We start from the raw sequence: 18916 nt of genomic DNA, 5'->3' as shown, positions 1-18916 counted from the left end.
TTGATTAGTTATTTTTAAGAATAATTAGAATATAAATTTGTGGAGAATAATATGAAATACAAAGTATTAGTTGGTACTGCTTTAATTACTTTACTTACTGGATGTGCAAATCAAAATCCATCTACAACATGGAATGAGAGCCTTATTAAGGCAAAAGCACCCGTTAGAATGATAAAAGACAACTCTTTCCCTGATAAAAAAGGAGTAAGATATATTGAAAACTGGGCAGGAGTAAAAGGGAAAAGTATCTTAAATGAAAGATATATTAATATGCTATATGCAGATATTGAAAAAAAATGTGGCTATGGCAAAGAACAATTTATAGAAGCTTACATAGTACAACATACAAATAATCCTACAGGTAACATTATTGAGGAAGTATGGCTTTTTAATGATTCAAAATCACTTCGTGATGATAAAATTTCTGGACTTACTGTATACCTTGAATATGACAAAAAAACTGATTTTACAAAAGGAGAAATTTTTGGTAATTGTCATACAGGAAAAGGAATGTCTTTTACTTTTAGTGATTAAATATATATATTTTTTAAACTCTTGAGAATATGACCAATGGCTTCGAAGCCCTTTAGGTTCTTTCACTTATTGTTTTATCTTTTCTGTCTTGCAAAACTCGTAGTTAATATTGAGGGTAAAATAAATACCCTCAAATAGAATTATTGTTTCGTTTCATTTTAGGAACACTAGCTCATTGCTAAATGAGTATTTATTGCAATAAAAGTTTCATCAATAGCTTTTTTTTCAGCTTCTAATTCTTCTTTTCTAGCTTTACAAAATGCTTTTAATTTTGTTTTTGCTTCTTCTATCTTTAACTCTACACTTTTTATTTTTTTATCAAGTTTTCTATTGGCATCCGCATCAAATTCAGAAGTTAAATTTTTTAGTTCGCTTAAATTTACTTCATACTTATCTAATTGCGCTTGTTTTTGTTGTTGATATAATTCTTGATCATTCATCATAAATCCTTTTTTGATTATCTATGTATAAAAACGTGTAGTTTAAACTACACGTCGACCTTGAATCACTCTGATTAGTACAATGACAATTGCAATTACCAATAAGATATGGATAAATCCACCCAATGTATAATTACTAACTATCCCTAGTACCCATAAAATTATGAGTAATGATACTGCCCACAACATATTATTATTCAACTGTCATATTATTAATAACTTTTCTAACACCTTTAACATCTTCAACAATTTTACTTACAAGTTCTTTTTCAGCTTTATTTTTAGCTTTTCCACCTACAGTAACTACAGAATCCGTAGTAGTAACAGTAGTTCGTAAAGCCCCTGTTGAAGCATGTAAAGTTAATGCCATTTTTACTTTTGTTGTAATAGCTGTATCTTCAAGTCTTTCCCCTACTGTGCTTGTTTGCTCAGTAATTACTTTCATCTCATTTTGAACACTTTTAACTCCTTGAACAGATGCCCCAACTTTTGTAGTCATATCTCTTTCTGAATTATCTTGAACAGTACCTTGAAGAAGTACGACACCATTTGTAGTTGTAACATCTGCTCCTAAAGTAGCTGTTGAAGAATCTTTCATTAATGCCATTTTTACTTGTGTAGTAATAACAGTATCATCAATCTTTTCTCCAATAGTAGATTTCGATTTTGTTGTATCTGAGACTTCTGTTGCAAGAAGAGGAACTGTATTTACGATTAAAATGGTAGCAACGATTGCTGCTTTTAAAAATTTACCTTGTTTCATAATTCTTTCCTTTGTGTCTATCATAAGACAATTCATTGTAGTCCTATTAATGTTAAAAGGAAGCTTAAATAAAGCACTTATTTAAGGAATTCTTAAATTAAACTGTTATTTAGGTTAAAAAAGTCTCCAAAAGGACAAAAGGAAGGTTTATTTATATAAATCTATTATTTCAAAATATCTTCAACTTTCATAAGCTTCGTAAAAACACTCCCAAGTGCAGACATAAAAGAGTTATGAACTTCATTTGCTTTTACTTTTTTTCCTAAAAATTCTAAATCTTTTGTTGTACAAGCATCATGCACAACTGTACAAACATATCCTAAATCAAAGGCTGCTCTTGTGGTTGAGTCTATACACATATGACTCATCATTCCGCAGATTACTAACTCTTTTATATTTTGTTTTTTTAATTCATTTTCTAGCTTTGTTTTTAAAAAACTATTTGGAAAGTTTTTTTCTATGATGATTTCATTTTCAAGTGGTTTTACATTTTCATGTATTTGCACACCTTTTGTATTTGACAAAAAATATTTTGCACCTTCTCTTAGATTTATATGTTGAATATGAAATATTGGCATAGAATTTTTTCTAAAATATTCCAACAACTCTTTAGCTTTTAAACTAGCTTCCATTGGATTTACCAATTCACAATTTCCACCTTGGAAATAATCATTTTGAATATCTATAATAATTAATGCTTTACTCATTTTTTCTCCTTTTTATTGATTAATGTTATTCCTATAATTACCGTAATAATTCCTATTAAAACACTCCAATCCATTGTTTCACCTAATAAAAAATATGAAACAATCGCTGCACTTACGGGAACTAAATAAAAAATAGAAGATACCTTTGAAACTTCGCCATTTTTTATCATGATATACAATAACGATAAAGCTCCTATACTTACTCCAATTGCCATATAAAATAAAGCAATAAAAAACTCTATATTCCAATCTATTTTAATATCTTCAAAAAATAAAAAAGGCAAAACTAAAATCGTTGAACTAAAAGTTTGTATTGCTCCACCTGAAAAAAGATTCATATTTGTACAATATTTTTTTTGATATAAACTTCCAAAACTTAATCCCAATAATGAAATTATTGACCAAAATAAACCAATAAAAGAAGAACTAGAATTATCAAATTTTGAAAAGACAACAAAACCAACTCCAATAAATCCAATAATTAATCCTAACCAAACTCTTTTATTTATTTTTTCATCTAAAAACTTTAAAGCTAAAAAAGTAACTATTATTGGTTGAAGTGCAATAATCAAAGCATTCGTTGCCCCTGCTATTCCATAACTTATAGATAAAAATCCACCTATCGAAAAAACTCCAACCGTTAAACTTCCAGCAATTGCTATTTGAAAAAACTCTTTTTTTGTTTTAGGAAAAGAAGCTTTCAAAATATATGTAATCAAAAGTAAAATCAAAAAAGTAATAAAAAACCGAATTGTCAAAAAAATCATTGGAGATGAATGAACCAAACCATATTGAGCAAAAATAAATCCACTTCCATATAAAAATATAAAACCAAAAGGTAAAATAGATTTTTGAATATACCAACTCACAATATTTTACTTTGTATATATCTATATTCTTGTGTTAATCCCTCAAATCCCCAAGAATCTCCATCAACTTCGTCTATTACAATATAACTAGCTGGAGTTATTTCTCCTAATAATTCTTGGAAATCTTTATAACACTTTTTTATATAGTTTGCTTTTTGTTCTTTTGTATTTGTACCTTTTGTGATTTTTATATCCAAATAAAAAGTAACATAATTTTTTCCACCAACACTCCAAGTATTTTGGGGAACAAACTCAACTAAAACAGAAGTTACATCTGCTTTTTTATTTAAAATAGTTGTTGTATTTTCCAATACAATATCAGCAATCTTTTCCCTTACCTCGTCACTTTCTTTAACATTTAGTTTTACATTTATATAAGGCATTTTAAATCCTTTAATTTTATTGACTAATTAGTCAAGTAGAACTATAGCGAAATCTTGACTGATTAGTCAAGATTGAAAAAGAAAGTTTTGATTTATTTAAGAGAGTTTAAAAATAGTTCTAATTGAGAAATACAAGTTTGAAAATAATTTCCATCTTGTGATTTTTTTGCAGTTCCTAAACATCCTTCTATTGAAGCTACTACAAACATAGATAAAGCTTTTGTATCATTGTGTTTTATTTCGCCATTTTTTATAGCTTTATTTAAAACTTCTTCAATAATATTTTCAAATCTAATATATACTTTTTCTAAAGCTACTTTAAAATCTTCATCAATAGGAGATAATTCTTGCATAAGATTATTTAGTTTGCATCCACAAGTAAAATCAAAATTATCTCTATTTTTTATAAGTTTCAATAATTCTTCACAAATATTTTTTTCATATTTTAGTAAAACTGAATATTTATCTTCTATGTAAGAATTGATTTTTTCAGTTACAACAGCTAATCCTAACTCTTTTTTTGACTTAAAAAAATGATACATAGAACCTTTGTTCATTGAAGCTTGTTTTAAAATTTTATCTATTGAAGTTGCTGTATATCCATTTTGATAAATCTCATTAAAAGCGACTTCTAGTAACTTTTCTCTTGGGTTATTCATAACTTCTCTTTATTTTTATTTTTACTTCAAAATAACTTTTACATCATTCAGACTTTTTAAATCTGAAAATTGATTTAATAAAGTTGCCAATTGAACAACATCACCATTTTTCATTCTAATACATCCTGCTGATTCATTTGTTCCTATTGTTTTTTCATTTAAAGTTCCGTGAATTCTAAATGTATTTTTTCCATCAACTTCATGGGTAAGATTTATTTTTGCAGCGCCCATATAGTTGTATTTATTTCCAGGAGGAACAACTGAAGGAAGATTTATTCCTCTTTTTTTGAAACTTTTTATTGTATCAGCAGTTGGATACCAAACTGGATTTAGTGATATTTTAGAGACTTTTCCAGCACCAAAAGGTTTTTTAACGTCATCTTTTCCAGTTGACACCTTATATGTTTTTATATCTTTTATTTGATTATCTACTTTTGCTTTTACACTCATAAAATTATTTACAGAATCAACTTCTATTAAAATCTCTTCATAATCAGAAACATTTGAAAGAGGTTTTATTTCATTTTCTTTTTTTATTTTAGGTTGTTCTATTTTCTGAATTTTTTCTACTTTTTCATACTTATATTCTCTTTGTACTTTTTCAATATTATCAACAAGTTTTTCAACCTTTACTGGTTGTTCTACCACTTGAACTATTTCTTTTGGTTTATCGATTTTTGAAGGAATAGGTTTTTGTTGTTTTTCTTCATCAGCTTTATCAAACTCTTCCATACTTATTTTTTTTAATTCTTCAATATATTCTAACTCTTCTTTTGTATAAACAACTGGTTTTTTCCATTTTTTAACAGGTTCACCGTTAAGTTTTTGTCCTTCATCAAAAGGATATGATTGTACTAGTGTCAACTCTTCTGCTTTTGGAGTAGTTGAAACCAAATCTATTAATTTTTCATCTTTTTTTGTTTTATTTTTTGCTGTTTCATTATTCATAACAATCTCTTCTACGGGAAGAGTTAAATCAATAACTTGTTCATTTTTAGATTTTAATATTATTACTTCATTTGATATTTCTTTTACAAATGGCTTTTGTTTTTTTACATAAGAAGGTGCTATTTTTATAGCATATTTTGCACTATTTTCATCAGTAAAAATACCAATATTTGTTAAATATTTTCCATTTTCTTTTACTATAAAAACATCTGATTTTACATCTTCTGCTAAAACTTTATATTTACATATTAGTGCATTTTCAAGACTTGAAGTTATACAAACTGAAATTGTATATTTTTCCAGTGAAGCGTAAAGAACTGAAATATTACTAAGCATAAATAATAAAGGTAAAACTTTTTTTATCATGATTTTATCTTATTCCCTATTAGTGTCGTTTCGTTATTTTACCTTTTAATTCTTATAAACTCACAAAATAATTTCTATTATTGAATAGAATAATCAAATTTTTATATTAAAAAATAATAAATATGCTAAACTTTCAGATTAATTTATAACCGTTATCATAAGGAATATTTATGTTATCAAACGACAATTTAATTGACTTAAGTTCAATAAAATATCAAACAACTTGCAAACCTATATCTAGAATATTTATTTTACTTACAATTCCTAGTGCCTTATTTGTAGTAATAATTTTATGTTATTTAGGAAAATTACCTTTAACTGTAGAAATTCACAGTGTAATTTTAATAGGATTTATTTATTTTATTTATTTATTTTTTGTAAAACACAATGCCTATTATGTTTCATGCAAATTTAAAACTCAATATACAGCGATGTTTTTTTCTTTAAAAGAGTATGTTGATAATAATTTATTAACAATCGACAATTCAACAAAAGCAAATGGAAGTTTTGATGATTTTTTAAAAGACTATACAAGTAATCTAAGAAATACAAACTTTTCTTCAATAGCTTCAGGAATTTTCCCAACACTTGGTATTTTAGGAACTTTCATATCAATTGCACTTAGTATGCCGGATTTTTCAACTGGAACTACAACTGCACTTGAACAAGAAATTTCATCACTTTTAGGTGGAGTTGGAACTGCATTTTATGTTTCAATTTATGGAATATTTTTATCAATTTGGTGGACTTTTTTTGAAAAAATCGGAATGAGTAGATTTGAACATGATGCTTTTTTAATCAAAGAATCAACTAAATCATTTTTTTGGACAAAAATTGATATTGAATCAATTCATATAAAAAGTAATCTTGATAATTTCTCTAAAATGTCAGAAGTATTTGAAAAATTAACTTCAAGTAATATGATGGATAATATCAATCTTTTAATAGAAAAAAGAGTTGAAATTCTTGATGAAATTCTAAAAAAAGAGTTAATTTTATCAACAAAAATTAGTGAAAATATTGATAATAATGAAAAATTATCAACAATGTTAAAAGATATGACTTTAAATATGAGTACAACAATCAAAAGTTTTGAACAATCAAAAGATTCTTATACTCTTAGTGCTCAACTTTTAAATAATAGCATTGGGAAATTAAATGGTCATTTAGACAATTTAAGTTCAGATAATCTAAAAGCAATTTATTCAAATATTGTAAAAAGTATTGAAACAATGAAAAGTGATATGGAAAAAATCGAGTGGAAATTTAAACAAGGTTTAGATGAATATGATACTAAATTTGCAGATAAACTACAAACTTCCCTAGAATCAATAGACCAACAAACAGTAAAAATAATAGAAGATTTAACAGAATTTAAAGAACTATCAAAGTAGATAAAAATGTACAATAACGAACAAAAAAACGAAGAAAACTTCTGGATTTCTTATGCAGATTTGATGGCAGGTTTACTTTTTGTATTTATTTTAGTTCTTGGAGCTATTGTAATAAAATATGTTTATTCGCAAAATAACTTAGAAAAAGAAAAACAAGCTTTAAATCAAAGTCAAGAAGAGTTAATAAATAAAAATGAAGTTTTAAATAAATTAAATACTTTAATAAAAAATCTTGAAGCTGAAAAATCAGAATTATCAACTCAATTATCAAAATCAAATGAAACTATTAATCTAAATAATGAAGAACTTCAAAAACTAAAAGATGTTTTATTGGGTTATGAATTAAAAGATAAAGAACAAACAACTGAACTTGAAAATAGACAAAACCAGATAACTTTAAAAGATAGTGAACTTACAGTTTTATTAAATAAACTTTTAGAACAAGAAAAAGCTCACCAAAAAACCGTTGAAGAGTTTGATATCACAAAAGCAAAAATCAAAACTTTAACTGGAATAAAACTAAATGTTATTACAAAATTAAAAGAAAAATTAGGAAAATCTATAAATATAGATGAAAAAAGTGGAGCTATAAAATTCTCTTCAAATATTTTATTTGACCAAGGTGCATATAAACTAAAAGAAGAATCAAAAAAAGAGTTAAATGGAATACTAAAAAACTATATTACAACTCTACTTGAAGATAAAGAAATTAGAAAATATATCCATGGAATCACTATTGAAGGGCATACAAATAGTGACGGTTCGTATTTGAGTAATTTACAACTTTCACAACAAAGAGCTTTGGAAGTTATGCAGTTTTTATATGAATCAAACAATATAAACAAAGATTTATTAAATAAATATGTAAGTTCAAGTGGAAAATCATCTTCTGATTTAATTTATAAAGATGGAGTTGAAGATAAAGATAATTCAAGAAGAATTGAAATTAAATTTATTATCAAAAATGAAGAAGCAGTAAAAGAACTTCAAAATTATTTAGGAGAAAAAGAGTAATGGAAATATTAAAAGAAACTCTTTATACACCTAAAAAACTTGAAGCTTTAAGAGCTGATGTAAGTGAAAAACTAAAGAAGAAAAGTAGATTTTCTTTCTTTAGAAAAATTAAGAAATTCTTTTTTGGGAAATAAATTTGAAATATATATTTCTAAATTATGAAACAATTTAGCTCAAATCTATCTTACTATTATAATGAGCTTGACCATTCATTAGAATATTCATCACCTTTTGGAGAAAATCCTATTCATAAAAATTGTGAAATTTCTTTTGAATTGGAATATGACCAATTAATAAGTGTACAATCAAAAAAATCAAAAAAAGAATTATTCAAACAGAAAATCAAAAATGAACTTAAAAAATTTGATTGGATTATAATAGGAGAAGTAAATCTTCAAATAGTTTTTTATATATCCGAGTATGAAAAAACATATACAGACAAAATTGCTGATTTAGACAATTTAATTAACCCAATAATTGAACCTTTACAAGGAAAAGATGGATTAATTATTGATGAATGTCAAATTAAAAAAATTAATATCTATTGGATTTCTAAAAATGAATCTACCGAATATAATATTGTTCATCCTATAGTATTTTACATTTATTTTGATATTCAAAATGTATTAAAAAAAGATAATGAAAATATTTTTTTAGAATTTGAAAAAGGATTAGTAACTTCTTTTTCAAATGTTCTGAACCAAAAAGATATAAAAGATTTAATTCTTTTTAAACAAAAGAACCCTTATAACTACTACACAAAAAATTTTATGTCTAATAAAACATTTCATTTAAGTAAAATAAAAGATTTTAAGAATCAAACAATAAGATATACAGAGTTAATTGAAAAGAATTTAATTAAATGAAATTCAAAATTAACATAGATAAAATAATTGAAAGTACTAATAGTGATAAGATAAATTATCTTGATAAAAAAATCAAAAAACTATTAAAAAATACAAAATATCTTCTCACTGGACCAATTTATTTTAAAATTGATTGGTTTATAGAAGATAAATATCAAATATTACTTGAAAATAATAAAAATCCTAGATATATAAAAAAACCATTAATTGATTTATTTATAGGGATTGAAAGATTATTAATTGATGATTCTCAAATTGATCATTTAAAAATTAATATTCACTCTTCAAATAAATCGAATTATGTTATATTTAAAATTGAAGATTTAATGATTCCCTTTGATAATTTAAGAAAAAATAAAAAGAATTTATATTTTATAGAACTAAAAAATAATATGTTCTTAATATGGAATATAGATTTAAATAATAAAAAAGAAGTATTAAGTTTTTTATATATTTACAAATTGAAATTAAATTATTATTATGGGATAGATGAAATTATAAAAAAAGAATATTTTTCAGCATTCACTTCTATTCAACAAGATTTTCATAAAACTAGACTTACAGAATTTAGAAATAACATTATTGATATAACTTACTTAATGAAAAAATATATAAAATTAAAAAAGATAAAAAAAAGAAGAGTTTTTAAACACTAAAATAGCAAAAATAATTTTGCTATTTTAAAAACTCTTTTATATTTTCAGCCACCATTTTCACAAGTCTAGTTCTAGCTTCGATACTTGCCCAACCAATATGTGGAGTTAATAAAAGTCTTTGTTTATTTTTCACTTTTAAAAGTGGATTATCTTCTAAAATTGGCTCAACAGCAACAACATCAATTCCACAATAAATTTCTTTTTCATCTATAATTTTTGCTAAATCTGCTTCATTTATAATTCCACCTCGACCAAGGTTTAATAAAATTGCACCATTTTTCATATTTTTCATATTTTCATAATTTAACAAATCTTTTGTATTTTCATTTAATGGACAATGTATAGAGATAATATCGCAAGTTTTTAATAACTCATCTAAACTAACTTGTTTATATTCACTATTAGGATTTTTTCCACTTGTTGAATAATACATCACCTCACAATCAAAAGCTTTTGCTTTTTTTGCAAAATTTCTTCCAATATCACCAAGTCCAATAATTCCAACTTTTTTACTATCAAGCTCAAAAAATGGTTTATCTATATGTGTAAAAATTTGCGATTTTTGCCAATTTCCTTCATCCACATATTTTTTATAATAATCAAGTTTTTGAACAATCTGAAAAATCATTGAAAATGCTAATTGAACTACACTTGAACTTGAATATCCAGCTACATTTTTTACTTGAATATTTTTTTGTTTTGCATATTCTAAATCCACATTATTTGTTCCAGTTGCACTTATACAAATAAGTTTCAGATTTGAATTATCCATAACTTCTTTTGAAATCACTACTTTATTTGTGATTACTATATCTGCATTTTTTACTCTATTTATAGTTTGAGTTTCATTTGTTACATCAAAAGATTCAACTTCTCCTAAAGTCTCAAAAATACTCATATCAATATCAAATCCTAAAGTTGCTCTATCTAAAATAACTATTTTCATATTTTCTCCTAATTTCTTCTTTGTCCTGGTTTTGGAGCAGTTACCTCTTTTTGTAAATCTATACTTAGATTATTATAAAAAAGTTCTCCATAGTTTGTTTCTCTATTTATCATCTCGTAAGCTTGTTTTATATCATTATTATATTTTAAAGCATCTTGTAAAATTTTTATGATTTTTACAGATTCTAAAAAGTTTACATGAGAAGGTGCTTCAATTGGTGAACTATAATATTTATGCATTCTTTCAACCAATGATTTATTTCTGATTTCTATAAAAACTGATTCAATTGGTGATTTAAAAAATAGAATTTTTTGTTTTACATTTATTGAAATATATGTTGTTTCCATCCCATATACTTTTCTTGAGAAAGAGTCAAATAAGAAAAGTTTTTTATTATAGTTATTGTTAAATAATTCATAAATTAACTCTAATATTTTTATCTTCTCTTCTTTTGTATAAAAGTTTCCAATAATTGCAAAACAAAAAGATAAGACCGATTTTATTGAATACCATTCTGTTGTGTCATAGTCATATCTTAACATCTGATCTATTCTTGCTTGTTTTAATTCTTCTATATCAGCACTATTAGTAGTTTTGTACACTTTTTGTACAGCAGAATCCCTATACATGGGTCCTGGAAATTGAGCTTGAATAACAAATCTTCTATTTTGTTCTTGTTCTAATATATATTTTAATCTTCCTTGATAATCTTCATCTATAATTCTTACTTCTTTTTGAGGTATTTGAGTTATTGATTTTAAGAACTCTTCTCCATTACAACCATCTTCCCAAATATAATCAGGATACCTAAATGTTTGGCAAATTTTATCTTTAATTTCTTTGTTTGGTTCAATATCTGTTACCTTATCAATCCACGATGTAACCGTTCTTCTATCCTTATTTATCAAAACTGCAAATTTTGAAATACTTAAGTTCGATCTTTTGAAAATTTCTATGAATTTTTCTATTGAATTTTTATAATTCATAACAACACCTTAAATGTAATATTTATATTATTGTACCATTTCTTAACAAAAAACCAAATATTGTACAATTAGCTCTATTTATAAAATAAATTGTGATTTATCTTTCAAAAATCATACATCGCTCAAATATATAAATCATGTATAATGACATTCAAGTTAAATTTAAAGGATGTGTATGAGCGCAGGAAAAAAATTTAGAGAAGCTTTAAAAGAAGAGTCTCCTTTACAAATCGTAGGAACTATTAATGCTTACCAAGCATTACAAGCAACAAAAGTAGGACATAAAGCAATCTACTTATCAGGTGGAGGTATTGCTAATGCTTCTTACGGTTTACCAGACTTAGGTATGACAATGATTGAAGATGTATGTATTGATGTTAGAAGAATTACTTCTATTTGTGATACTCCATTAATCGTTGATGCTGATACTGGTTGGGGACATGCGTTTAATGTTGCTAGAACTGTTAAAGAATTTATCAGATCAGGTGCAGCTGGTATGCATATTGAAGATCAAGTTGCAGCAAAAAGATGTGGACACAGACCAAATAAAGAGTTAGTATCTACAGAAGAAATGTGTGATAGAATCAGAGCTGCTGTTGATGCTAAAATGCAATTAGACCCAGATTTCTATATTATTGCTAGAACTGATGCTCATGCATCTGAAGGTCAACAAGCTGCAATCGACAGAGCAAAAGCTTATGTTGAAGCTGGAGCTGACGCTATTTTTGCAGAAGCTGTTCATACTTTAAAAGAATACAAAGAATTTACAGATCAAATGAGTGTTCCTGTTTTAGCGAACATTACTGAATTTGGAGCAACTCCAATGTTCACAACTGAAGAATTAGCTTCTGTTGGAATTGATATGGTTCTTTACCCATTATCAGCATTTAGAGCAATGAATAAAGCTGCACTTGCTGTTTATCAAGAATTAAAAGACAAAGGTACTCAAGAAGGTGTTCTTGATACAATGCAAACAAGAATGGAATTATACGATATGTTAAATTACCATGCTTATGAGCAAAAAATGGATGAATTATTTTCAAAAGGTAAAGCTAAGTAATTAGCTTTATCTCACCAATATAAAACAAAATTATACTTAAACTAAGGGGAAAATATGAGTACTGAAACAACTTCGGGGTTTAAACCAAAAAAATCTGTTGCACTTTCTGGAACTTCTGCTGGAAATACAGCTTTATGTTCAGTTGGTAAAAGTGGAAATGACTTACACTATAGAGGATATGATATTTTAGAATTTGCTGATAAAGCTGAATTTGAAGAAATTGCATATTTAATTGTACACGAAAAATTACCTAATAAAGCAGAGTTAGCAGCTTATAAAGCTAAACTTAAATCTTTTAGAGATATTCCAAATGGTGTTAAAGTAGCACTTGAGCAATTACCAAAAACTTGTCATCCAATGGATGTTATGAGAACTGGTTGTTCAGTACTTGGAGCTTTAAATCAAGAAAAAGAAGAACATCCAAAAAATGAAGCTCAAGATATTATTGATAGATTAATGGGATCATTTTCTTCTATTTTATTATACTGGTACCACTTTGCATACAACGGAAAAAGAATTGATGTTGTAACTGATGATGATACTGTTGGTGGACACTTCTTACATTTATTACATGGTGAAAAACCAAGAGAATCTTGGGTTAAAGCTATGCATGTATCTTTAATTCTTTATGCAGAACATGAATTTAATGCTTCAACATTTACTTCAAGAGTAATTGCTGGAACAAATTCAGATATGTATTCTTGTATCACAGGTTCAATTGGAGCTTTAAGAGGTCCAAAACACGGTGGAGCTAATGAAGTTGCATTTAGAATTCAAGAAAGATATTCTTCAGCTGATCAAGCAGAAGCAGATATCAAAGAAAGAATGGCAAAAAAAGAGATTATTATCGGATTTGGACACCCAGTTTATAGTATCTGTGACCCAAGAAACGTAGTAATTAAAAAAGTTGCTAAAGATTTATCTGAAGAAAACAACGACATGTTAATGTATGATGTTGCAGAAAGAATTGAAACAATTATGTGGGATCAAAAGAAAATGTTCCCAAATCTTGACTGGTTCTCTGCTGTTTCTTATAACCAAATGGGAATTCCAACAGATATGTTTACTCCAATATTCATTATCGCTAGAGTTACTGGATGGGGTGCACACGTGATTGAGCAAAGAGAAGATGGAAAAATCATTAGACCATCAGCTACTTACACAGGACCTGAAGGTTTAAAATTTGTTCCTTTAGAACAAAGATAAGAACTTAGACCACTTTATAAAATATTCTAGTGCCACTTTGGCAAACAATATAAGGATGAGCTTTTGCTCATCCTTTTAAATATAAACTAAATGGATATAAAAAATATGACAAACGAAAAATATCTTAAAGACCTTGCTGGTATTGATGGTGTTAAATATTATGATGTTAAAAGTGCTGTAGAGGATATTACTCCTGGTTCTTTTGCAAAATTAAACTACACTTCAAGAGTATTAGCAGAAAACTTAATTAGAAAATGCCCTAGTGCTGATTTAAAAGATTCATTAATTCAATTAATTGAAAAAAGAACCGACAAAGATTTTCCTTGGTTCCCTTCAAGAGTTATCTGTCACGATATTCTTGGACTTACAGCTTTTGTTGATCTTGCAGGTCTTAGAGAAGCAGTTGCTAAAGAAGGTGGTGATCCACAAAAAGTTAATCCAGTAGTTCCTACTCAATTAATAGTTGACCACTCATTAGCAGTTGAGTGTGGTGGATTTGATCCAGATGCATTCCAAAAAAATAGAGATATTGAAGATAGAAGAAATGCAGATAGATTCCACTTTATTAACTGGACTAAAGAAGCATTTAATAATGTTGACGTTATTCCTCCAGGTAATGGAATTATGCACCAAATTAACCTTGAGAAAATGTCTCCAGTTGTTCACAATATCGATGGTATTGCATCTCCTGATACATTAGTTGGTACAGATTCACATACTCCTCACGTTGATGCACTTGGTGTTATTGCTGTTGGTGTTGGTGGATTAGAAGCTGAAAACGTAATGTTAGGAAATCCTTCTTATATGAGGGTTCCAGAAATTATTGGTGTTAATATTGTAGGTGTTAGATCTGAAGGTATAACTGCTACTGATATTGCACTTTCTATGACTTCTTACTTAAGAGATAACAATGTTATTTCTGCATACTTAGAATTCTTTGGAACTGGAATCAAATATCTTGATTTAGGAGATAGAGCAACTATTTCTAATATGACTCCTGAATATGGTGCAAGTGCTGCGATGTTTGCTATTGATGACAAAACTATTGATTATTTAAAAATAACAGGTAGAGAAGCAAAACAAGTTAAATTAGTAGAAGCTTATGCTAAAGCAAATGGTTTATGGGCTGACGCTTTTGAACATGCTACTTATGCTAGAACTATTGAATTTGATTTATCAACAGTTACAAGAACTTTAGCTGGTCCATCTCAACCTCATAAATTACTTCCTGTTTCAACTTTAGAAGCAGCAGGAATTTCTAAACATATTACAATTTCTGATGATGTTATGCCAGATGGTGCTGTTTTAATTGCAGCAATTACTTCATGTACAAATACATCAAATCCTAGAAATGTTGTTGCAGCTGGATTATTAGCTAAAAAAGCAAATGAACTAGGGCTTACAAGAAAACCATGGGTTAAATCATCTTTAGCACCGGGTTCAAAAGTTGCTGAATTATATTTAAAAGAATCAGGATTATTGCCAGAACTTGAAAAATTAGGATTTGGAATTGTAGGTTTTGCTTGTACTACTTGTAATGGTATGTCAGGTGCTTTAGATCCAAAAATTCAACAAGCTGCTGCTGATGCGGGTATTTATACAACAGCTGTATTATCTGGAAACAGAAACTTTGATGGAAGAATTCACCCATTTATTAAAGAAGCATTTTTAGCATCACCTCCACTTGTAATTGCTTATGCACTTGCTGGAAGTATCAGATTTAATATTGAAACTGATGTTTTAGGAAAAGATAAAAATGGAAATGACATTAAGTTAAAAGATTTATGGCCATCTGATGCTGAAATTGATGCTGTTGTAAATAGTGCTGTTAAACCTGAAATGTTTGCTGCTATTTATGACCCAATGTTTGCAAGAAATGGTTTAGCTGGAATTAAAGTAGATCCATTCTACAAATGGAATACAAGATCAACATATATTAACAAACCTCCTTACTGGGAAGATGAATATATGCAAATGCCAGCTCTTAAAAATATGAGACCATTAGGTGTATTCCCTAATGATATTACAACAGACCACTTATCTCCATCAAATGCAATTTTACCAACATCTGCGTCTGGTGAATATTGTTTAAAAATGGGATTACCTGTTGAAGATTTAAACTCTTATGCAACACATAGAGGGGATCATCATACTGCTTCAAGAGCAACTTTAGCAAATCCAAAATTATTTAACGAAATGGTTAAAGATGAAAATGGAAAAGTTAAACAAGGAAGTTTGACAAAAATTATGCCAGAGGGTGTTGAATCAAGAATGTGGGAAGCAATTGAAACTTACACAACTAGAAAACAACCTTTAATTATAATCGCTGGAACTAACTATGGTCAAGGATCTTCAAGAGACTGGGCTGCAAAAGGTGTTAGACTTGCAGGTGTTGAAGTTTTAATTGCTGAATCAATTGAAAGAATTCATAGAACTAACTTAGTTGGAATGGGTGTATTACCATTACAATTTAAAAAAGGTGAAACTAGACATACTTATTCTATTGATGGAACTGAAGTATTTGACATTGATGGTGAAATTACTCCAAGATGTGATTTAACAGTTGTTATGACAAGAGCAAATGGTGAAGTTGTTAAATTCGATGTTTTATGTAGATTAGATACTTCAGCTGAAGTTGATGTTTACAAAAATGGTGGAATTTTACAAAAATTCGCTAAAGATGTTATTGCATCTTCAAAAAAATAAATATCTAAAGAGCTTTTTGCTCTTTAGAATTTTCTAAAACTGTTTAAAGAAATCCTAAGATTTTTTCAAACAATTTTATCAAATATTTTAAAGGAAAAACATGAGTAATTACGAACCACAATTTACAGTAAAAGCAACATATATGAGAGGTGGAACTTCAAAAGGTACATTCTTTAATATTGCTGATTTACCTAAAGAGGCACAAGAAGATCCAAAAAAAAGAGATAAATTACTTCAAAGAATCGTAGGAAGTCCTGATGTTTATAAACAACAAATGGATGGAATGGGAGGAGCAACTTCAAGCACATCTAAAGCTATTTTAGTTGGTAAATCAGATGTTCCTGGTCATGATGTTGATTACTATTTCTGTCAAGTTGCAATTGATAAAGATTTTGTAGATATGAGTGGAAACTGTGGAAATTTATCAAGTGCAGTTGGACCTTTTGCAATTAAAGAAGGTCTAGTTGAAAATGTACCTGAAAATGGTGTTTGTTGTGTAAGAATTTGGCAAGCAAATATCAAAAAAACTATCCTTTGTTATGTAACTATGGAAAATGGTATGGTTAAAGAAATGGGTGATTATTATATCGATGGTGTTGCATTTCCTGCTGAAGAAATCGTTTTAGAATTTGCAGAACCTGTAGATCCAAGTGAAGAGTTATTTCCAACAGGAAACTTAGTAGATGATTTAGAAGTTCCAGGAATTGGTACATTTAAAGCAACTATGATAACTGCTGGAATTCCAACATGTTTTGTTAATGCTGCTGATATTGGCTATAAAGGAACTGAACTTCAAGGAGATATTAACTCTGATGTTGAAGCCTTAGCAAGATTTGAAACAATTAGATCTTATGCTGCACTTAAAATGGGATTAATTTCTGATTTAAAAGAAGCAGAAACAAGACAACACACTCCAAAAATTGCTTTTGTTGCACCAGCAAGTGATTTTATTACTTCAAGTGGTAAAGAAGTTAAAGCAAATGAGATTGATTTACATGTACGAGCTTTATCTATGCAAAAATTACATCACGCTATGATGGGAACTGCTTCTGTTGCTATTGGTGTTGCTGCTTGTATTGAAGGTACTTTAGTAAATATTGCTGCTGGTGGTGGAGAAAAATCAGCAGTTGAATTTGGACATCCATCAGGAACTTTAAAAGTTGGTGCAGTTATTCAAAAAGAAAATGGAAAATTTATTGTTGATAAAGCAACTATGAGTAGAAGTGCAAGAATTATTATGAGTGGTTTAGTACATGTTCCTGCTGACACTATGAAATAAAAATTTCTAAATCTTTATTCAATTTTAAAAAGGTCTGGGTTTTTTCCAGGCCTTTTTTTATCCTTTAATTATTAATATTATGTTACCATATTGGCAATAAAATTTAGGAGATAAGTAATAATGGATCATTCATTTAAATTTAATCCATATGAAGCTCTAAAATCGATACTTGAAATAACTTCTTACCATACAGGTGATGAATTTATAGAACATACAGCAATTGAAATTAAAAAATTATTTCAAGCTGATTTAGTTTATATTACAAAAGCAATAGATTTCAATCCTACAACAAAAGTAAAAATTTTATATTCTACAAATGACAAAGTTCCAAATATTATAGATTTAAATGGAATTCCAGGGAAATTTGTTTTTGATAATAAAATTATAAAAATAAATGAACATGTAAAATATAATTTTTTAGATTTAATAGAAGAAAAATTTGAAAGTTTTTATGGAATTCCCATAACTGATGGGAAAGGTAGTTGTGTAGGACATATAGCTATTTATTCTAAATTAGTTAGAGAATTACCGGAAGAAATAAATGATATTGCATTAATCTACTCAAGAAAGATTGAAAGAGAAATGCGAAGAATCGAGTTAGAAAAAGAAAATCAAATAATTAGAAATCAACTTCAAGAATTAACTATTACTGATACTTTAACTTCTTTGTTTAATAGAAGATATTTTGGAAAAGTTTGTTCTGATGTTTTTGCACAAGTAAATAGAGGTTCTACTCAAGCAACTTTAGCATATATTGATATAGACAACTTCAAAAGTATAAATGACCGATTTGGTCATGAAGGTGGAGATGTTGTACTAAAATATTTTGCAGAAATATTATTAGATAATACAAGAAAAGGTTTGGATTATGTATTTAGACTCGGTGGCGAAGAGTTTTGTATAATTAGCATCGATAACTCTCTTCAATATGCAAATGAACATATGAATAGAATCATGAGCGTAACTTCAGAAAAATTCTTAGCTACAAGATTTGGAGAGATCACTCTTAGTATTGGAATTGTAGAGTTTGATAAAAAATATGCTTCTTATGATGAGATTCTAAGCTTGGCTGATAAAAAAATGTATGAAGCTAAAAAAAGTGGTAAAAATACAATAGTAAAATAAGAAAAAATT

General features: G+C 27.6%; 21 protein-coding genes. 11 read left to right on the top strand and 10 right to left on the bottom strand.

Annotated features, from left to right (window positions below; translation table 11 throughout):
* Positions 1–51 precede the first annotated feature (51 nt).
* A complete protein-coding gene (locus ASUIS_RS01890) occupies positions 52–534 on the top strand; it encodes a hypothetical protein (protein ID WP_118885455.1) in 483 nt (160 codons plus the stop codon).
* Between the two features lie 167 nt (positions 535–701).
* On the opposite strand, the gene ASUIS_RS01885 is transcribed toward ASUIS_RS01890, so the two are convergent.
* The 8 genes from ASUIS_RS01885 to ASUIS_RS01850 form a co-directional block, all read right to left on the bottom strand.
* Entirely contained in the window at positions 702–974 is a 273-nt protein-coding gene (locus ASUIS_RS01885; protein ID WP_118885454.1) for a sll1863 family stress response protein, read from the bottom strand.
* A 42-nt stretch (positions 975–1016) separates the two neighbouring features.
* Complete coding sequence (locus ASUIS_RS01880; RefSeq protein WP_118887617.1) at positions 1017–1163, bottom strand: lmo0937 family membrane protein; 147 nt, start codon at positions 1161–1163, stop codon at positions 1017–1019.
* Between the two features lie 4 nt (positions 1164–1167).
* Positions 1168–1737 carry a BON domain-containing protein gene (locus ASUIS_RS01875; RefSeq protein WP_192894416.1) on the bottom strand — a complete coding sequence of 190 codons (570 nt, stop codon included), beginning with the start codon at positions 1735–1737 and terminating at the stop codon, positions 1168–1170.
* A 164-nt stretch (positions 1738–1901) separates the two neighbouring features.
* The gene (locus tag ASUIS_RS01870) at positions 1902–2444 is read right to left on the bottom strand and encodes a cysteine hydrolase family protein (RefSeq protein ID WP_118885452.1); all 543 of its coding nucleotides are present in this window, start codon (positions 2442–2444) and stop codon (positions 1902–1904) included.
* Positions 2441–3313, bottom strand: a complete 873-nt coding sequence (locus ASUIS_RS01865; RefSeq protein WP_118885451.1) for a DMT family transporter — start codon at positions 3311–3313, stop codon at positions 2441–2443. The genes ASUIS_RS01870 and ASUIS_RS01865 overlap by 4 nt, the downstream gene beginning before the upstream one ends.
* Positions 3310–3696 (bottom strand): tautomerase family protein, encoded by a 387-nt coding sequence (locus tag ASUIS_RS01860; RefSeq protein WP_118885450.1) that lies wholly within the window; start codon positions 3694–3696, stop codon positions 3310–3312. The genes ASUIS_RS01865 and ASUIS_RS01860 overlap by 4 nt, the downstream gene beginning before the upstream one ends.
* 92 nt (positions 3697–3788) lie before the next feature.
* Positions 3789–4355, bottom strand: a complete 567-nt coding sequence (locus ASUIS_RS01855; RefSeq protein WP_118885449.1) for a TetR/AcrR family transcriptional regulator — start codon at positions 4353–4355, stop codon at positions 3789–3791.
* A 21-nt stretch (positions 4356–4376) separates the two neighbouring features.
* On the bottom strand, positions 4377–5669 hold the full coding sequence (locus ASUIS_RS01850; RefSeq protein ID WP_118885448.1) for a L,D-transpeptidase: 1293 nt from the start codon (positions 5667–5669) through the stop codon (positions 4377–4379).
* Between the two features lie 170 nt (positions 5670–5839).
* Here ASUIS_RS01850 and ASUIS_RS01845 point away from each other — a divergent pair, with 170 nt between their 5' ends.
* From ASUIS_RS01845 to ASUIS_RS01830, 5 genes are read left to right on the top strand one after another with little or no spacing between them, the layout of a single operon-like run.
* Complete coding sequence (locus ASUIS_RS01845; protein ID WP_118885447.1) at positions 5840–7063, top strand: MotA/TolQ/ExbB proton channel family protein; 1224 nt, start codon at positions 5840–5842, stop codon at positions 7061–7063.
* A 6-nt stretch (positions 7064–7069) separates the two neighbouring features.
* Positions 7070–8077: an OmpA family protein gene (locus ASUIS_RS01840; RefSeq protein ID WP_118885446.1), complete on the top strand. Its 1008-nt coding sequence runs from the start codon at positions 7070–7072 to the stop codon at positions 8075–8077.
* Positions 8077–8211, top strand: coding sequence for a hypothetical protein (locus tag ASUIS_RS13880; RefSeq protein ID WP_268877101.1), 135 nt, complete (start codon positions 8077–8079; stop codon positions 8209–8211). The genes ASUIS_RS01840 and ASUIS_RS13880 overlap by 1 nt, the downstream gene beginning before the upstream one ends.
* Before the next feature lie 24 nt (positions 8212–8235).
* Positions 8236–8943 (top strand): hypothetical protein, encoded by a 708-nt coding sequence (locus ASUIS_RS01835; RefSeq protein WP_118885445.1) that lies wholly within the window; start codon positions 8236–8238, stop codon positions 8941–8943.
* Entirely contained in the window at positions 8940–9599 is a 660-nt protein-coding gene (locus ASUIS_RS01830; RefSeq protein ID WP_118885444.1) for a hypothetical protein, read from the top strand. Before ASUIS_RS01835 ends, ASUIS_RS01830 begins: the two co-directional genes overlap by 4 nt.
* A gap of 19 nt (positions 9600–9618) precedes the next feature.
* Here the strand turns inward: ASUIS_RS01830 and ASUIS_RS01825 are convergent, their stop codons facing one another.
* On the bottom strand, positions 9619–10545 hold the full coding sequence (locus ASUIS_RS01825; RefSeq protein ID WP_118885443.1) for a D-2-hydroxyacid dehydrogenase: 927 nt from the start codon (positions 10543–10545) through the stop codon (positions 9619–9621).
* 8 nt (positions 10546–10553) lie between these two features.
* Positions 10554–11531 carry a hypothetical protein gene (locus ASUIS_RS01820; protein WP_118885442.1) on the bottom strand — a complete coding sequence of 326 codons (978 nt, stop codon included), beginning with the start codon at positions 11529–11531 and terminating at the stop codon, positions 10554–10556.
* Positions 11532–11706: 175 nt separating this feature from the next.
* Here ASUIS_RS01820 and prpB point away from each other — a divergent pair, with 175 nt between their 5' ends.
* The 5 genes from prpB to ASUIS_RS01795 all read left to right on the top strand — a co-directional run bounded on the left by prpB (position 11707) and on the right by ASUIS_RS01795 (position 18907).
* Positions 11707–12591: a methylisocitrate lyase gene (gene prpB, locus ASUIS_RS01815; RefSeq protein ID WP_118885441.1), complete on the top strand. Its 885-nt coding sequence runs from the start codon at positions 11707–11709 to the stop codon at positions 12589–12591.
* 54 nt (positions 12592–12645) lie between these two features.
* Complete coding sequence (gene prpC, locus ASUIS_RS01810; protein WP_118885440.1) at positions 12646–13797, top strand: bifunctional 2-methylcitrate synthase/citrate synthase; 1152 nt, start codon at positions 12646–12648, stop codon at positions 13795–13797.
* Positions 13798–13902: 105 nt separating this feature from the next.
* Positions 13903–16503 carry a Fe/S-dependent 2-methylisocitrate dehydratase AcnD gene (gene acnD, locus ASUIS_RS01805; protein ID WP_118887616.1) on the top strand — a complete coding sequence of 867 codons (2601 nt, stop codon included), beginning with the start codon at positions 13903–13905 and terminating at the stop codon, positions 16501–16503.
* A 100-nt stretch (positions 16504–16603) separates the two neighbouring features.
* On the top strand, positions 16604–17782 hold the full coding sequence (gene prpF, locus ASUIS_RS01800; RefSeq protein ID WP_118885439.1) for a 2-methylaconitate cis-trans isomerase PrpF: 1179 nt from the start codon (positions 16604–16606) through the stop codon (positions 17780–17782).
* Between the two features lie 120 nt (positions 17783–17902).
* Positions 17903–18907: a GGDEF domain-containing protein gene (locus tag ASUIS_RS01795; RefSeq protein WP_118885438.1), complete on the top strand. Its 1005-nt coding sequence runs from the start codon at positions 17903–17905 to the stop codon at positions 18905–18907.
* Positions 18908–18916 lie beyond the last annotated feature (9 nt).

This window comes from Arcobacter suis CECT 7833 (assembly GCF_003544815.1).
Taxonomy (GTDB): Bacteria; Campylobacterota; Campylobacteria; order Campylobacterales; family Arcobacteraceae; genus Aliarcobacter; species Aliarcobacter suis.
The sequence above is the reverse complement of the archived record's forward strand: the minus strand, read 5'-3'. Positions and strand labels throughout refer to the sequence as shown.

Excerpts from the sequence above, each read along its gene's own strand:
- ASUIS_RS01890 (WP_118885455.1), top strand. The coding sequence starts at position 52 with ATGAAATACAAAGTATTAGTTGGTACTGCTTTAATTACTTTACTTACT.
- ASUIS_RS01885 (WP_118885454.1), bottom strand. The coding sequence starts at position 974 with ATGAATGATCAAGAATTATATCAACAACAAAAACAAGCGCAATTAGAT.
- ASUIS_RS01880 (WP_118887617.1), bottom strand. The coding sequence starts at position 1,163 with ATGTTGTGGGCAGTATCATTACTCATAATTTTATGGGTACTAGGGATA.
- ASUIS_RS01875 (WP_192894416.1), bottom strand. The coding sequence starts at position 1,737 with ATGAAACAAGGTAAATTTTTAAAAGCAGCAATCGTTGCTACCATTTTA.
- ASUIS_RS01870 (WP_118885452.1), bottom strand. The coding sequence starts at position 2,444 with ATGAGTAAAGCATTAATTATTATAGATATTCAAAATGATTATTTCCAA.
- ASUIS_RS01860 (WP_118885450.1), bottom strand. The coding sequence starts at position 3,696 with ATGCCTTATATAAATGTAAAACTAAATGTTAAAGAAAGTGACGAGGTA.
- ASUIS_RS01855 (WP_118885449.1), bottom strand. The coding sequence starts at position 4,355 with ATGAATAACCCAAGAGAAAAGTTACTAGAAGTCGCTTTTAATGAGATT.
- ASUIS_RS01850 (WP_118885448.1), bottom strand. The coding sequence starts at position 5,669 with ATGATAAAAAAAGTTTTACCTTTATTATTTATGCTTAGTAATATTTCA.
- ASUIS_RS01845 (WP_118885447.1), top strand. The coding sequence starts at position 5,840 with ATGTTATCAAACGACAATTTAATTGACTTAAGTTCAATAAAATATCAA.
- ASUIS_RS01840 (WP_118885446.1), top strand. The coding sequence starts at position 7,070 with ATGTACAATAACGAACAAAAAAACGAAGAAAACTTCTGGATTTCTTAT.
- ASUIS_RS13880 (WP_268877101.1), top strand. The coding sequence starts at position 8,077 with ATGGAAATATTAAAAGAAACTCTTTATACACCTAAAAAACTTGAAGCT.
- ASUIS_RS01835 (WP_118885445.1), top strand. The coding sequence starts at position 8,236 with ATGAAACAATTTAGCTCAAATCTATCTTACTATTATAATGAGCTTGAC.
- ASUIS_RS01830 (WP_118885444.1), top strand. The coding sequence starts at position 8,940 with ATGAAATTCAAAATTAACATAGATAAAATAATTGAAAGTACTAATAGT.
- ASUIS_RS01825 (WP_118885443.1), bottom strand. The coding sequence starts at position 10,545 with ATGAAAATAGTTATTTTAGATAGAGCAACTTTAGGATTTGATATTGAT.
- ASUIS_RS01820 (WP_118885442.1), bottom strand. The coding sequence starts at position 11,531 with ATGAATTATAAAAATTCAATAGAAAAATTCATAGAAATTTTCAAAAGA.
- prpB (WP_118885441.1), top strand. The coding sequence starts at position 11,707 with ATGAGCGCAGGAAAAAAATTTAGAGAAGCTTTAAAAGAAGAGTCTCCT.
- prpC (WP_118885440.1), top strand. The coding sequence starts at position 12,646 with ATGAGTACTGAAACAACTTCGGGGTTTAAACCAAAAAAATCTGTTGCA.
- acnD (WP_118887616.1), top strand. The coding sequence starts at position 13,903 with ATGACAAACGAAAAATATCTTAAAGACCTTGCTGGTATTGATGGTGTT.
- prpF (WP_118885439.1), top strand. The coding sequence starts at position 16,604 with ATGAGTAATTACGAACCACAATTTACAGTAAAAGCAACATATATGAGA.
- ASUIS_RS01795 (WP_118885438.1), top strand. The coding sequence starts at position 17,903 with ATGGATCATTCATTTAAATTTAATCCATATGAAGCTCTAAAATCGATA.